The 16,339-nt window shown below is 34.9% G+C and carries 12 protein-coding genes and 2 other annotated features; of the genes, 11 read left to right on the forward strand and 1 reads right to left on the reverse strand.

Translation table 11 applies throughout. The features are described from left to right. The first annotated feature begins 8 nt into the window (after window positions 1–8). The 11 genes from F7O84_RS03115 to F7O84_RS03165 all read left to right on the forward strand — a co-directional run bounded on the left by F7O84_RS03115 (window position 9) and on the right by F7O84_RS03165 (window position 15,999). On the forward strand, window positions 9–1,196 hold the full coding sequence (locus F7O84_RS03115; RefSeq protein WP_151141861.1) for a MalY/PatB family protein: 1,188 nt from the start codon (window positions 9–11) through the stop codon (window positions 1,194–1,196). 58 nt (window positions 1,197–1,254) lie between these two features. Then, window positions 1,255–1,498: a binding site (T-box leader), on the forward strand. A 124-nt stretch (window positions 1,499–1,622) separates the two neighbouring features. Continuing rightward, window positions 1,623–2,642, forward strand: coding sequence for an anthranilate phosphoribosyltransferase (gene trpD, locus F7O84_RS03120; RefSeq protein WP_151141863.1), 1,020 nt, complete (start codon window positions 1,623–1,625; stop codon window positions 2,640–2,642). Window positions 2,643–2,735: 93 nt separating this feature from the next. Beyond that, complete coding sequence (locus tag F7O84_RS03125; protein WP_151141865.1) at window positions 2,736–2,954, forward strand: DUF3006 domain-containing protein; 219 nt, start codon at window positions 2,736–2,738, stop codon at window positions 2,952–2,954. Window positions 2,955–3,037: 83 nt separating this feature from the next. Continuing rightward, window positions 3,038–3,250, forward strand: a binding site (T-box leader). A gap of 42 nt (window positions 3,251–3,292) precedes the next feature. Next, on the forward strand, window positions 3,293–5,698 hold the full coding sequence (gene leuS / locus F7O84_RS03130) for a leucine--tRNA ligase (protein ID WP_151141867.1): 2,406 nt from the start codon (window positions 3,293–3,295) through the stop codon (window positions 5,696–5,698). Window positions 5,699–6,079: 381 nt separating this feature from the next. Beyond that, window positions 6,080–7,255, forward strand: coding sequence for a DUF3048 domain-containing protein (locus F7O84_RS03135; RefSeq protein WP_151141869.1), 1,176 nt, complete (start codon window positions 6,080–6,082; stop codon window positions 7,253–7,255). 139 nt (window positions 7,256–7,394) lie between these two features. Next, window positions 7,395–7,898: a GreA/GreB family elongation factor gene (locus tag F7O84_RS03140; RefSeq protein WP_151141871.1), complete on the forward strand. Its 504-nt coding sequence runs from the start codon at window positions 7,395–7,397 to the stop codon at window positions 7,896–7,898. An 18-nt stretch (window positions 7,899–7,916) separates the two neighbouring features. Continuing rightward, window positions 7,917–9,695, forward strand: coding sequence for a methyl-accepting chemotaxis protein (locus tag F7O84_RS03145; RefSeq protein WP_151141873.1), 1,779 nt, complete (start codon window positions 7,917–7,919; stop codon window positions 9,693–9,695). A gap of 340 nt (window positions 9,696–10,035) precedes the next feature. Continuing rightward, complete coding sequence (locus F7O84_RS03150) at window positions 10,036–11,592, forward strand: L,D-transpeptidase family protein (protein ID WP_151141875.1); 1,557 nt, start codon at window positions 10,036–10,038, stop codon at window positions 11,590–11,592. 18 nt (window positions 11,593–11,610) lie between these two features. After that, window positions 11,611–12,444 (forward strand): undecaprenyl-diphosphate phosphatase, encoded by an 834-nt coding sequence (locus F7O84_RS03155; protein ID WP_151141877.1) that lies wholly within the window; start codon window positions 11,611–11,613, stop codon window positions 12,442–12,444. A gap of 228 nt (window positions 12,445–12,672) precedes the next feature. After that, entirely contained in the window at window positions 12,673–15,198 is a 2,526-nt protein-coding gene (locus F7O84_RS03160) for a glycyl radical protein (protein ID WP_151141879.1), read from the forward strand. Between the two features lie 12 nt (window positions 15,199–15,210). Further along, the gene (locus tag F7O84_RS03165; protein ID WP_151141881.1) at window positions 15,211–15,999 is read left to right on the forward strand and encodes a glycyl-radical enzyme activating protein; all 789 of its coding nucleotides are present in this window, start codon (window positions 15,211–15,213) and stop codon (window positions 15,997–15,999) included. Here F7O84_RS03165 and F7O84_RS03170 read toward each other — a convergent pair. Beyond that, window positions 15,996–16,265: a hypothetical protein gene (locus F7O84_RS03170; protein WP_151141883.1), complete on the reverse strand. Its 270-nt coding sequence runs from the start codon at window positions 16,263–16,265 to the stop codon at window positions 15,996–15,998. The genes F7O84_RS03165 and F7O84_RS03170 overlap by 4 nt on opposite strands. Between the last annotated feature and the right edge of the window lie 74 nt (window positions 16,266–16,339).

Here is a 16,339-nt window from a genome sequence, read left to right on the forward strand (position 1 = left end):
AGGTAGCCATGCAATATAATTTTGATGAACCAATTAACAGAAAAAATACATATAGTATCAAGTATGACGGAGCAGCTAAATTTAAGAAACCAGACGATTTGCTACCTCTTTGGATTGCAGATATGGACTTTTTATCTCCTCCCATTGTGTCAGACAAATTAAAAGAACTAGCAGAGAGGGGCGTATATGGATATTCTTTAATTAATCAGGAGTATTATCAGGCAGTGCAAAACTGGTATGTTAATCATTATGATTGGAATCCGAAGCAAGAGTGGCTTTTGGTAACTCCAGGTATTGTTTTTGCAATGGCAATGGCAATACGGGCATTGACAAAAGAAGGAGAGGGTGTTTTAATTCAACGACCAGTGTACTATCCATTTACCACGGTGATTGAAAGAAATAACAGGAAATTGGTAAATAGTCCTCTTAGATTAGTAAATGGAAGATATGAAATAGATTATGAGGATTTTGAAAATAAGATAGTACAAAATAATGTAAAGATATTTTTGCTTTGCAATCCCCATAACCCAGTAGGGCGAGTGTGGACAAAAGAAGAAATAAAAAAGCTTGCAGATATTTGTTTGAAACGGAATGTGACAATAGTATCGGATGAGATACATAGTGACTATGTATACCAAGGACATAAACATACTGTTTTAAGCAAATTAGATAAAGCCTATGAAGAAATTACAATTACTTGTACTGCACCAACAAAAACTTTTAATCTGGCAGGCTTACAAATCTCAAATATATGGATTCCCAATTTGCAGATTAGAAAAAGCATTCGAAGAGAAATTGTAAAAACAGGGTACGATTGGCCTTCTTTGACAGGAATTATTGCATGTCAGGCAGCCTATCAAGGTGGAAAAGACTGGTTGATTCACGTGAAAGAGTACTTAACGGATAATTTGAATTACGTGAAAGAGTTTTTAACACATGAATTACCAGAAGTAAAATTAATAGAACCAGAAGGAACGTATTTAATCTGGCTAGACTTTCGAGGACTTTTATTGCCAGATGAGGTAATTGAAAACCTGATTGTCCATAAAGCAAAGCTTTGGCTTGATCATGGAACGATGTTTGGAGAAGAGGGAAAAGGGTTTCAAAGGATTAATATAGCATGTCCAAGGTCAGTGCTAGAGGAAGCAATGAATCGAATAAAGTTTGCGTTTAAACCAAATAAAATCAATGTATAATCAGTTAATAATCGTTGACAAAACGAAAAAATCATACTATACTGTAGCAAAGTAAAGGATTAAACCGTGGAGCAAGAGTAGTAATGATATGCGTTGTTTTTCAGAGAGCTATCGTGTGGTGAAAGATAGTAACAATGGTATGATGAATGGACTTGTGAGGGCAGCTTGAAACCAATTGGAAGTAGACGCTGACGGAAGCCTTATCCGTTAACAACAAGGTATGCATGTTTGTGCGTAAGGAAGAGTGGATGTTTATACATCAAACTGGGTGGTACCGCAGAAGTTTAGCTTTTGTCCCTATTATAGGGGCAGAAGCTTTTTTTTGTATAATAGAAAAGTTCTTCGAATTATTTATTATATAAAAAAGTACCATGTAATATATACCCCTCCATGCATAATATGCCCATGATGAAAGGAGTTAATATTATGATTAAAGAAGCGATTTATCAACTAATTAATGGCAAGGATTTAACGTTTGAAGAAGCAAAAAGTGTTATGGAAGAAATGATGGATGGAACAGCCACACAGGCACAAATGGGAGCATTTTTGACGGGTTTAAGGATGCAGGGCGAAACCATTGAAGAGATTACGGCATTTGCAACGGTTATGAGAGAAAAAGGGATCAAAATTACACCACAAAGAGAAGTTATAGACATTGTAGGAACAGGCGGAGACGAGGTAGGCACCTTTAATATCTCAACTACAAGTGCATTTGTAGTTGCAGCAGGAAAAGTACCAGTTGCAAAACATGGAAATAGAAGTGTATCAAGTAAAAGCGGAGCCGCAGATGTACTTGAAAAGTTGGGAGTTAATTTAATGCTCACCCCAACACAAAATGAACAGATATTAAATGATATTGGGATTTGCTTTATGTTTGCCCCAGTGTATCATTCCTCCATGAAGTATGCCGCTCCAGTCAGAAAAGAATTAGGTATTCGGACGGTGTTTAATATTCTAGGTCCGCTGTCTAACCCAGCGGCTGCTACGATGCAACTATTAGGCGTATATGACCCAAAGCTTGCAAAACCCTTGGCATCTGTGCTTGCTAATCTAGGAGTCACAAGAGGAGTAGTTGTATGCGGAAAAGATGGACTTGATGAAATAACATTAACAGGAGAGACAATGGTGTATGAAATTCGAGAGGGAAATATAACCAATTACACCATTAAACCAGAAGATTTTGGGTTAAAGTCTTGCGAATTATCAGAACTTATAGGGGGAACTCCAGAAGAAAATGCCAAAATAAGTCAAGATATTTTGTTAGGAAAAGAACTAGGAGCAAAAAGAGATGTTATTCTTATGAATGCTGGCATGTGTTTATATCTTGGGATTGACAAAATTACACTAAAACAAGGAGTAGAAATGGCAGCAGAGATAATTGATTCAAAGAAGGCTTATGATAAACTATTGGAATTTGTAGAAGCGACTAACCATGTTGTGAAATAGGAGGTTCAATCGATTGGTACTATTTAGCGATTTACAAATAAAGTTTTTTTGTGTATTCTTGTAATAAGAGTTAAATGTACGAGGAGATAATGAATGAGATTGATAATTGATAGATTTGAAGGCAAGTTTGCTGTCTGTATACAGGAGGATAAGATAATTAATATTCCAAGGTATAAGCTTCCGATTGAAGCGAAAGACGGAGATTGCCTAGCATTGGAAAATGGATTTTTTGTAGTAAAGAAGGAAGAAACAGAGGAAAAAAGAAGAAGTGTTAAAAAATTAATGGAAGATTTAAAGAAGAGAAATAAATAATTTTTTCGATAACACGAATATATGTGAAAGACTCTTGACAAATGAATTGCATATGATAAAATATCAATATTGTAAAGATATAGATACAGACTGTGATGAGGAGTATTAAGAGAAATAAGGTTACAGAGAACTATCGGTTGGTGTGAGATAGTACCTGAAAGCTCCCAACTCGCCTCGGAGTTCCTTAATTGAAGGTAGTAGATTAGGGCGGTTGTTCCCGTTATAGAATACAGAGTGCATTTTACTATGTAAAATGAATTAGAGTGGTACCGCGAATATTCCCTTTCGTCTCTATTGATGAGATGAGAGGGATTTTTTTAGTTGAGAGGAGAAGTTTTATGTCAGAAGTTTATAACCACAAGATTGTAGAAAAAAAATGGCAAAAAGTTTGGGATGATGAGAAAGCATTTAAGGTAGAAAATGATTACTCAAAGCCAAAGTACTATGCTTTAGTCGAATTTCCTTATCCATCAGGACAAGGACTTCATGTAGGTCATCCAAGACCGTATACGGCACTTGATATTGTAGCACGAAAAAGAAGAATGCAAGGATATAATGTTTTATATCCAATGGGTTGGGATGCATTTGGACTTCCTACGGAAAACTATGCAATTAAAAATAAAATTCATCCAAAGGTTGTTACAAAGAATAATGTACAAAGATTTAAAGAACAATTACACGCACTTGGATATTCCTTTGACTGGGACAGAGAAATCAATACAACAGATCCAAATTATTATCACTGGACGCAATGGATTTTTCTAAAGCTATTTAAGGCAGGACTAGCATACAAATCAGAAATGCCAATTAATTGGTGTACCTCTTGTAAAGTTGGACTTGCAAACGAAGAAGTAGTAAATGGTGTATGTGAGCGTTGTGGTTCTGAAGTGGTTCGAAAAGTTAAGAGTCAGTGGATGCTTAAAATTACCGAATATGCAGATAAACTGATTGAAGGCTTAGACAGCGTTGATTATGTGGAAAAAGTTAAAGTGTCACAGAAAAACTGGATCGGAAAATCAGAAGGTGCTGAAGTTGACTTTATCGTTAAGGGAAAAGAAGAAAAGTTAAGAATCTACACCACAAGACCAGATACTTTATTTGGTGTTACCTATATGGTTGTATCACCAGAACATCCAATGATTGAAAAATATAAAGAGGATATAAAAAATTGGAATGCTGTTGTTGAATATAAAGAAATGGCAGCCAAAAAATCCGATTTTGAACGTGCAGAGCTTGCGAAAGAAAAAACAGGAGTTGTGCTGGATGGACTTACTGCAATTAATCCAGTTAACGGAAAGGAAATACCAATCTGGATCTCTGATTATGTATTAATGACTTATGGAACAGGAGCGATTATGGCGGTTCCAGCTCATGATGAAAGAGACTGGGAATTTGCAAAAAAATTCGGGCTTCCAATCATAGAGGTAGTAGCAGGTGGAGATGTTCAAAATGAAGCATTTACCAATGTTGCAACTGGAACGATAGTAAATTCTGATTTCTTAAATGGCTTAGAAGTAGCGGATGCCAAAAAGAAAATCATTGAGTTCTTAAGTGAAAAAGGTATTGGAGAAAAGAAAGTTAACTTTAAATTAAGAGACTGGGTATTCTCAAGACAAAGATATTGGGGAGAACCAATTCCAATCATTGCATGTGATAAATGTGGATATGTACCACTAGAAGAAAGTGAACTTCCTTTAGAACTTCCAGAAGTGGATAGTTATATGCCAACCGATAATGGCGAGTCACCAATTGCTGCTATGACCGATTGGGTGAACACAACTTGCCCATGTTGTGGCGGACCTGCAAAAAGAGAAACCGATACTATGCCTCAATGGGCAGGATCCTCTTGGTATTTCTTAAGATATACAGATCCAGATAATAACGAAGCGCTTGCAAGCAAAGAAGCATTAAATTATTGGTTACCAGTTGATTGGTACAATGGAGGAATGGAACATACCACACTTCATTTATTATATTCACGTTTTTGGCATAAATTCTTATACGATAACAAGATTGTTCCGACATCTGAGCCATACCAAAAGAGAACATCCCATGGTATGATTTTAGGAGAAAACGGTGAGAAGATGTCAAAGTCACGTGGAAATGTAGTAAATCCAGATGACATCATTACGGAATATGGCGCAGATACGCTTCGTACCTACGAAATGTTTATTGGAGCTTTTGAACTAAGTGCATCATGGTCAGAAGACGGAGTAAAAGGATGCAGACGTTTCTTAGATAGAGTGTGGAAGCTTCAAGATATGATAACAGATGATTTGGAATATTCCTCTGACTTAGAGACAAAAATGCATCAAACAATAAAGAAAGTGAGTGCAGATTTTGAAAGCTTAAAATACAATACTGCAATAGCTTCTATGATGGCATTGATTAATGAGTTCTATAAAAAGAACCAAGTAACCAAAGGTGAATTTAAAACGTTTATCACATTGCTTAATCCAGTTGCTCCTCATATAACGGAAGAATTATGGTCTATATTAGGCTTTGAAGGTAAGATTTATCAAGCAACCTGGCCAGAATTTGATGAAGAAAAGACAGTGGAAAACACCATTGAAATTGCAGTTCAAATAAATGGAAAGACAAAAGGAACCATTGCAATCAATAGAGAAGAAGCAAAAGAGGATGTAATTGCGAAAGCAAAAGAAGAAATCGCAGATAAACTTACAGGTACAATTGTAAAAGAAATCTATGTTCCTGGACGCATTGTAAATATTGTTCAAAAATAAAATCATTTGTTTCATATAAACAGATGAATGTATGGAGCTAACAGCAAGGTGAAAAGCCTTGCTGTTTACATATTATTATTAAATTTTATTATTTGATATTAGAACAAAAGGATATTTATGGATTCACTTTTTACACAATTACACATATTATGAAAATATAAGTATTTTAAGAAAATCTTACAAAAATAGAAAGTAATGAAAAAATATTGAATTTTTAAATTTCTTTTGGTATTATTTTATCAAATGAATATTAGTAAGTTGTTTTGATTCAATATTTCGCACATGCAAGTAAGAGTAATTTACTAATACTTATTTTAATAATTTCATAGCAGTTTATAACCAGAATATAAACTGGAATACGATTGAGAAAGAGAGAGAACTATGAAAAAATTACAAATAGTTTTTTTAGCAGCAATGACTGCTACCTTAATGTTTGCTGGATGTGGTTCAAAAGCAACGCAAGAACCTGTTGAACCAGCAACGGTTGAAAAACCAGTGGAAGAGGTTAAGGAGCCAGAAGAGCCTGTCGTGGAAGAATCAAAGGAAGAAGTACTTCCAGAGGGAAAGAAACGAAGTGCTTTAACAAATGAAATTTTAGATAAAGCAGTTGTAGATAGTCGCCCTATTGCTATTATGCTTCCAACTGATAAAGCAGCACAGCCTCAATATGGTATTGGTAATGCAGGGATTTTATATGAATGTATGGAAGAAGGAAATATGTCCCGTCAGATGGCAATCATTGAAGATTGGCAGAATATATCTCAGCTAGGTAATGTAAGAAGTTGCCGTGATTACTATGTTTACTGGGCATTGGAATGGGATTCTATTTTAGTACATTTTGGTGGTCCATATTATCTTGCAGATATTGTATCTAGAGATTATGTAGATAATATCACAGGATGTGCTGTTAATAGTATGACAGCAGCACCAGGAGCAGGAGCTTTTTATCGTACAACAGATAAACAAGCACCTCATAATGCATATATATCAGGACCTAAGATTGTAGAATATGCGAATTCCCTTAAGTATTCATTAGAGCATAGAAGTGAGTACTTTGATGAAGATCACTTTAAATTTGCAAAAGAGGATGAACCAAACACTCTCGCATCTGCAACGGGTGCGCTAGAAGCTACTAAAGTTGATTTAACACCAGCATTTCCATATACCCAGTCTGCATTAGAATACAATGCGACAGAGGGAATTTACTATAAGACTTTATATGGTTCAGCACAAAAAGATGGTGCAACTGGTGAGCAATTAAAGTTTGAAAATGTAATTGTACAGTTTACTTATCACGAAACAAGAGATGCAAAAGGCTATCTTGCTTTTGGATGTGTTGACGATGAGTATGATGGATACTTCATCACAGAAGGAAAAGCAATTCATGTTAATTGGAAAAAAACCTCTGACAATGGAGCTACAAAATACTATGATGACAATGGCAATGAAATAGAATTAAATACAGGTAAGACGTATATTGCAGTTGTTGAACATGACAAATCCGTTATCATTAACGGAGAAAAATATTTCTCAAATAAAAACAAATCAGCTCAATAATAACTAAAAAGTGCGTAATTTTAAATTGTGTTTTTTACAGAAAACACCTTGTTAAAAGGATTGATGTACTCGTGCTATTGGTGTAAACTAATAGCAGGGGTACATTTTTATGTAATCGAAATTAAAAGAGGTGTTGAGTATGTATGATGAATTAACAAAGAGTGATATTAAAAGAATGCAAGAAGAAATTGAATATAGAAAGTTGGTGGTTCGAAAAGAAGCATTGGAGGCAGTAAAGGAAGCAAGAGCACATGGTGATTTGAGCGAGAATTTTGAGTATTATGCAGCTAAAAAAGATAAAAATAGCAATGAAAGTAGGATTCGATATCTGGAAAAAATGATTAAAACGGCTAAAATCATTTCAGATGATTCAAAAGAAGATGAAGTTGGTATTAATAATACAATCAAGGTCTATTTTGAGGAAGATGATTTAATTGAGACATATAAATTAATTACAACAGTGAGAGGAAACTCCTTGGCAGGATTAATTAGCATTGAATCACCTCTTGGAAAAGCCGTACTTGGGCGTAAAGTGAATGACAGAGTTTTTGTAAAAGTAAGTGAGGATTACGGTTACTATATCGTAATAAAAGAAATTAACAAGACAGTAGATGATGGAAGCGATAAACTTAGAAGCTTTTAAGCTTTAGAGGAGAAAAAGATGAATAATTTAAAAGTACGTACGAAGATATTATTGATTTGTGTAATATCTGCAATTGTAATTGCAGTGCTGGCAGTCTTAAGTGTAAAAAATATGTATGATATTGGAAATGCAGCGCTTATAAAATTAGAGGAAACCATTCGGACAGACTATGATTTGAACATCAAAGAGCAGGTGGATAGTGTTATATCGTTGATAGATACGGTAAATAAAAAGCATGAAGCTGGTGATTATACTTTAGAAGAGGCAAAAAAGTTAGCAGCAGATTTGGTAAGAGAATTAAGGTATGGGGAAGCGGGATATTTTTGGATTGATACATACGATGGCACCAATGTTGTTTTGCTAGGTGGAGATAAAGAAGGAACAAACCGACTCAATACCACAGATTCAAATGGTTATAAAATGGTTGAAGAAATAATAAGAGTTGGGCAACTAGAAGATGGTGGGTATACAGATTATGTATTTCCAAAGGAAGGTGAAAGTCACTCTTCACCAAAAAGATCCTATAGTAAGTCCTATGAGGCATTTCAATGGGTAATAGGAACAGGAAATTATACAGATTATATTGATGCAGCTGTAGCGAGTGAAACGAATACAGTAAGAGAGCACATGAATCAAAGAATACTTATGATTGTAATAATCAGTATATCATGTTTGCTCGCCTTGATTGTAATTTCTTCTTTGATTACGATTAGTATTCTAAGTGCATTAAAGACATCAGTAGCTTACATACAGGTATTAGCAAAAGGTGATTTTTCGGAGAAGTTACCGAATAAGATTTTACAAAGAAGAGATGAATTTGGTACACTGTCACAGGAAATGGATAAAATGAAGACACAGATTGCTACCTTATTAGAGAGCGTAAAAAATGAATCAAATCAGATAAGTGAGGTCGTATCCGATGTTAAACGGAATATGTCGCAATTAAATGGAGAGATTGAAGGGATATCTGCAACAACGGAGGAACTTGCTGCAAGTACAGAAGCAACCGCTGCTTCAACACAGCAGATTACAGCAATGTCACAAGAAATTGACGCAGCAACAAGAAATATAGCGAAACGTTCCAATGAAGGAGCTACGCATGTAGATGATATATTTAATAGGGCTGAAAAAGCAAAGGAAGATACGGTTAGCAGACGACAGACTACAAGAAAAATCCATGGTGAAATCAGTGAAAGTCTAGAAAGTGCATTGGAAGAAGTGAAAGTCGTAGACCAGATAAATATTTTGTCTGACTCTATCATGAGTATTACACAACAGACCAATTTGTTAGCGCTAAATGCGGCAATTGAGGCAGCAAGAGCTGGAGAGGCTGGAAAAGGTTTTTCTGTTGTTGCAGATGAAATTAGAGGGCTTGCAGAGCAATCTAAGAATGCAGTAGCTAGAATCCAAGAAGTAACCACAGGGGTAACTTCTTCTGTGGAGAGACTTTCTAGGGATGCGGTAAAGCTATTGGAGTTTGTTTCTAAGGATATTTTAGAGACCTTTGATTTGTTTGATAATATTTCAGATTCTTACAAAAATGATGCTGGTTTTGTAGATGAATTAGTTACAGATTTTAGTGCAACTTCTCAAGAGTTATTAGCCTCTATCGAAAGTGTCCTAAAATCAATCGAAGATATCACAAATGCATCACAAGAGGTGGCGACTGGAACGACTGAAATTGCAACACGCTCAGGCGACATAATGAATCAATCTTATCTAGTAACACAAGAAGTAGTAAAATCAGATGAAGTATCAAATCGCTTAAAACAGCAAGTAAACAGTTTTAAAGTATAAAATAAGTATTATAAGATATCCATAAAATGCCTGCACAGTCGTGTGGGCATTTTTGGAAAATAAGTGTATTTTCTATTAAAAAATGTGGTTAAGAAATATGTAAGATATTACATGACAGTAAAAAATCCCAGTAATACCAATAAAATTATATTAATTCTATGTAACACCTATGAAATAATGAGTAAAGTGGGTTAAACTTGTTTTTAAATTATGTTATAATAAAAATCATCATCATCATATGATAGAATAAGTAAGCTCTTTCATGTATATGAAAAAGCTTATCTTATATAAATTCTAAAGCAGAAACCAATAAAAGTATAGATTTAGGTAGGATAGAATTATGGTAAAAAAAAGAAAAAAACGCAGAGGGTCTAAGAAGGTTAAAAAACTTCAAATGAGGGCGGGGATTATAACAGGTGCAGCAGTACTACTTATTTATCTTGCGGGTGCATTCTATTATAACTGGCATTTTTATCAGGGAACTACCATAAATGGTGTAAAGAGTTCGAACATGTCTGTAGAAAAGGCAGAGAATGTAATTTCCAAAGAAGTAAGAGAATACATATTGACAATTGAAGAAAGAAACAATGTATCAGAACAGATTAAGGGTAGCGATATTGGTCTTAAGATATATTTTGACGGTGGACTAGATAGTCTAAAAGAAAAGCAAAGTGGATTATTGTGGCCAATTGCCCTATTTAAAAAACATGATTACGAAATAGGAACAATGCTTGATTATGACAAAGACTTGCTAGATAGCTTTTATAATTATTTGCAATGTTTTGATGAAGACAAGATAGTTGCACCAAAAGATGCTCATATATCAGAATATGAAAATGGTTCTTATCATATTGTTGACGCCGAGCAAGGAAACTTAGTTAAAAAACAAGAATTTTATGAAATAATAAAACAAAAGATACTGGCAATGGAACCAACGGTATCTATTGAGGAGGAAGGTTGTTATGAAGCACCTGCTTTAATCGCAGACAATGAATCCTTAAAGAAAGCAGTAGACAGATTGAATCATCTCGTAAGCTCTGAGATAGTCTATGAATTTGATGATGATAAAGAAGTAGTGGATGGAGAACGAATACATAAATGGCTTACAGTAGATGATAATTATAATGTATCTTTGGATGAGACAAAAGTAAAAGAGTTCATAGATTACATAGGCAAAACATATAATACATTTGGTCAGGTGCGAACATTAAAAACCTCTTATGGCAAGACCATTGAAATTTCAGGAGGCGACTATGGATACTGGCTTGACCGAAGCACAGAACTTAAGGAATTAATGGAAGCCATTGAAGCTGGAACAAAGGGTGTAAGAGAACCAGTTTATTTTCAAACTGCCGCGCATTATGGAAAAGATGATGTTGGAGATACTTATGTAGAGATAAACTTGACAGCTCAACATTTATTTTTCTATAAAGATGGTGAATTGGTGATTGAATCAGATTTCGTATCTGGTAATATAAAAAAGGAATATGGAACGCCTGTTGGCACTTATCCAATTCAATATCGCCAAAGAAATGCTACGTTAGTTGGAGAGGACTATGAAACCCCAGTATCTTACTGGATGCCTTTTAACGGAAATATTGGTATGCATGATGCGCCATGGAGAAGAGAGTTTGGTAAAGACATTTATATGACAAATGGCTCACATGGATGTATTAATCTTCCTCCAAATGTTGCTAAGACAATCTATGAAGGTATTGCAAGAGGTGTAGGTGTTTATGTATATGAACTACCAGGAACGGAAACATATACTGCTAAGCCAAATACAAGTCCAACTGACATTACAATGCCAAACAACAATACGATACCTAATAATACTGTAGAGGATGGTACAACTTTGAATAACACAGAACAAAATAATACGATGCAGACAAATTAGGAATAGGGGTATAATAGAATGGAATTAATTGAAATAATAAAAGTAATTATTCTGGGAATAGTGGAAGGAATTACAGAGTGGCTACCAATTAGTAGTACAGGACATATGATTTTAGTGGATGAATTTATTCAAATGAATATGTCAAAAGATTTTAAGGAAATGTTTTTTGTTGTAATTCAGCTTGGAGCAATCATGGCGGTAGTTGTCTTGTTTTGGAATAAAATTTTTCCTTTCAAGATGAAAAAAAAGTCATTTTCCATTGATATGGATATTATGAACCTTTGGTTTAAAATTATTGTATCTTGTGCGCCAGCAGCCGTTATTGGCCTACTTTTTGATGATAAATTGGAGGAGATGTTTTATAATTACCAAACGGTATCTGCTACCTTGATTATTTACGGTATTTTGTTCCTTATCATTGAAAAATGGAACAAGGGAAGAAAAGCAAAGATAAATGATTTAAATCAGATTGGTTATCAGACGGCATTAATCATTGGTGTTTTTCAGGTATTAGCATTAATTCCTGGCACTTCTAGATCGGGAGCTACTATTATTGGAGCATTATTGATTGGAACATCAAGAACGGTAGCAGCTGAATTTACTTTCTATTTAGCAATACCAGTTATGTTTGGGGCAAGTCTTTTAAAACTTTTAAAATTTGGGTTTGGATTTTCTTCAACAGAATTTGTTGCTTTGATACTTGGAATGGTTACAGCGTTTATTGTTTCTGTTTGGGCAATTAAATTCTTGGTAGGATATATTAAAAAGCATGATTTTACAGCGTTTGGTATTTATCGCATTATCCTAGGTTCAATCGTAATATTTTGTGGTTTAATTGGAGTGTTTAATTAATAACTCTACATAATATAAGAGTGAATCATAATTTATATAATAGGGTGAGTTTCTTTTGAAGCTCACCCTATTATAATGATAAATATGTTTGTTTGTGTTTGATTTGTTTTGATTTATGATATGTTTTGTTGACTTTTTGATGTAAATATAGTACAATTTAACATAAGATTTTGTGGGGATATACCAAAAAGCAAGGGTTAACATTGTTATGAAAAGGAGCTAGTGAAGATGAAAAAATATTATGATTCAGAAATTGCGAAAAGCTCAAGAATACCGAAGCTAATTGAACATTTATATGCGAAACTTCCTGTGATTGAGGCAGATAGAGCTGTCATTCTTACTAGAGTTTATAAAGAAACTGAAAATGAGCCTATCATTATGAGAAGAGCAAAGGCCTTTCGTGCGATATGTGAGGAACTACCAATTACCATTCGACCAGATGAATTAATTGTTGGTAGTAATAGCAAAGCACCTAGAGGATGTCAGGTATTTCCAGAGTATTCATTTGAATGGCTGGAGCGAGAATTTGATACCGTAGCAACAAGAAGTGCGGATCCGTTTGAGATAGCAGAAGATACGAAACAAAAGCTTCATGAGGTGTATCAGTATTGGAAGGGAAAAACGACAAGTGAGTTGGCAAGTTCCTATATGGAGCAAGAAACCCTTACTGCAATGGAACATAATATTTTTACTCCTGGCAACTATTTTTATAATGGAATTGGTCATTTGACTGTACAATACGAAAAAGTATTGGCCATTGGATATAAAGGGATTATAAAAGAAGCCAAGGAGGCTCTAAAACAGCTAAGTATAACGGATGGAGATTATGCAAAAAGAGCTAGATTTTTAGAAGCGGTAATCATAACTTCCAAGGCGGCAATTAAATATGCAAGAAGATATGCAGAACTTGCAATGAATATGGCGCAAGAATGCAAGGACCGTACCAGAAAGAAAGAATTAATTACGATAGCGCAAAATTGTGCAAATGTACCAGAGTATGGAGCTACAAGCTTTTATGAAGCTTGTCAATCCTTTTGGTTTGTACAGCTATTGTTGCAGACAGAATCCAGCGGACATTCCATTTCTCCAGGACGTTTTGATCAATATATGTACCCATATTATAAAAAAGATTTAGATGCGGGAATCATTACGAGAGAATTTGCACAAGAGTTAATGGATTGTATTTGGGTCAAATTAAATGATTTGAATAAGGTTAGAGATGCTGGCTCGGCAGAAGGATTTGCAGGATATAGCTTATTCCAGAATCTGATAGCAGGTGGGCAGGATGAAGAAGGAAACGATGTTACAAATGATTTATCCTTTATGTGTATTGAAGCATCTATGCATGTAATGTTACCTGCGCCTTCTTTGTCGGTTCGAGTTTGGAATGGGACACCAGATGAATTCTTGATGAAAGCAGCTACGCTTACTCGAACAGGAATTGGTCTTCCAGCTTATTATAATGATGAAGTTATTATTCCAGCATTGGTAAACAGAGGTGTTTTACTAGCAGATGCAAGAACCTATAATATCATCGGTTGCGTGGAACCGCAAAAGGCTGGAAAAACGGATGGTTGGCATGATGCGGCTTTCTTTAATATGCTAAGACCATTGGAAATGGTGTTTTCAAATGGATATGAGAATGGAGAAAAAGTTGGATTACAAACTGGCGACGTGTCTTTGATGAAAAGCTTTGAAGAATTCTATGACGCTTATAAAAAGCAAATGAATTATTTTATTGAGCTAATGGTGAATGCTATTAATGCAATTGATTTGGCTCATGCTCAAAGATGTCCATTGCCATATCAATCAAGTATGATAGAAGATTGTATTGGAAGAGGAAAGTCCATTCAAGAAGGTGGAGCTGTTTATAATTTTACAGGGCCGCAAGGATTTGGAATTGCAAATATGACGGATGCATTATGGGCCATTAAAGTATTAGTGTTTGATGAAAAGAAATTAACTTTGTCAGAATACAAAAAAGCATTAGAGAATAACTTTGGTAAGGGTATGCCAAAGAAAAAGGCGGAACTTATTACTACCGAGATTGTAAAAGAGATAGTAAAAGCAGGTAATCCAGTAAGTGAATCACAAATCGCTGATATTTTTAAAATGATCTGTGATAACTATATTTCAGAAACAGATAGAAAGAAATATGAGCAGTTATTAGAATGGATTGATGAGCTTCCAAAGTATGGAAATGATATCGAAGAGGTTGATTTATTTGCTAGAGATGTAGCCTATACGTATACAAAACCTTTGGAAAAATATAAAAATCCGCGTGGTGGGCAGTATCAAGCAGGGTTATACCCAGTATCTGCGAATGTTCCATTAGGAGCACAAACAGGTGCAACACCAGATGGACGTTTCGCCAATACACCAATTGCAGATGGAGTAGGACCAGCTTCTGGTAGGGACAATAAAGGCCCTACTGCCACAGCAAATTCTGTGGCAAAATTAGATCATTTTATTGCATCCAATGGTACATTATTCAACCAGAAATTTCATCCTTCAGCACTCAGTGGAGTAAAAGGATTGCAAAATTTTACGTCGTTAATTCGAGGTTTTTTTGATGAAAAAGGGATGCACATGCAATTTAATGTAGTAAGTAAAGATACCCTATTAGATGCACAGGCGCATCCAGAAAATTATAAAAATCTGGTCGTTCGTGTGGCTGGTTATAGTGCATTGTTTACAACATTATCAAGATCTTTACAAGATGATATTATTAATAGAACAACACAGGGTTTTTAACTGGAGGATGAAATGAACGAATTTTTAAAAGTAAAAGGAAGAATATTTGATATTCAGCGGTATTCGATTCATGATGGTCCAGGAATACGTACAATTGTTTTTTTAAAAGGCTGTGCATTAAAATGTAAATGGTGCTGTAATCCAGAATCACAAAGCTATGACATAGAAAACATGCAAGTCAAAGGAAAAAATAAAATAATAGGAAAAGATGTTACGGTCGAAGAAGTAATGCATGAAGTAATGAAAGATGCCCCTTATTACAACAGATCAGGTGGCGGACTGACCTTATCAGGTGGAGAATGCTTGCTACAGCCTGATTTTGCAATTGCTTTATTAATGGCAGCAAAAGAAAAAGGAATTCATACGGCCATTGAATCAACTGCCATTGTAGACTACGAAATAATTGAACGTTTTTTTCCTTATTTGGATTTATTTTTGATGGATATTAAACATTTGGACACAGTAAAGCATAAACAATTTACGAATCAACCAAATGAGCGGATACTTACCAATGCAATGAAAATTGCAATGAGTGGACAGCATTTAATCATAAGGGTGCCTGTAGTTCCTACCTTTAATGATACTCCAAAGGAAATCAGAGCAATAGCAGAATATGCTAAAGTGTTGCCTGGAGTGGAGGAACTACATTTGCTCCCTTACCATAGATTAGGCAGTGACAAATATGTTGGCCTAAGTAGAGAATATGAACTGAAAAATTTGAAACCTCCAAACAATGAATGGATGCAACTTCTGAAAGAAGAAGCACTAAAAACAGGGCTTAGAGTCCAAATAGGTGGCTAGAATCCAAGAATTGATAACATCTTGCTGGTTCTTTCTTGTTCAGCAGGAGACATATCTTTTTTTAGGACGTTAATAATTAGTTGCATCTCTTCCTTAGAAAAATTCATTCCTTTCGAATTTGCCTGTCTTGATGCTGCCATTAAAAATGGCAGCATATCAGATGTTTTTTTACCATTTGATTGTTTCATCAATTCTTGTAGCATCAACATCTTTTGCATATCGATATTTTTTAACGAATCGTTATTATACCATTGTTTTGAATTCATACATTCCTCCAATTAATCTTGACAAGTGAAGAGACTTGCTTCCTCTTGCTTGATACTATAATTTAGTATATGTG

It is taken from the genome of Candidatus Galacturonatibacter soehngenii (genome assembly GCF_008830185.1).
In the GTDB taxonomy this organism is placed as follows: Bacteria; Bacillota; Clostridia; order Lachnospirales; family Lachnospiraceae; genus Lachnotalea; species Lachnotalea soehngenii.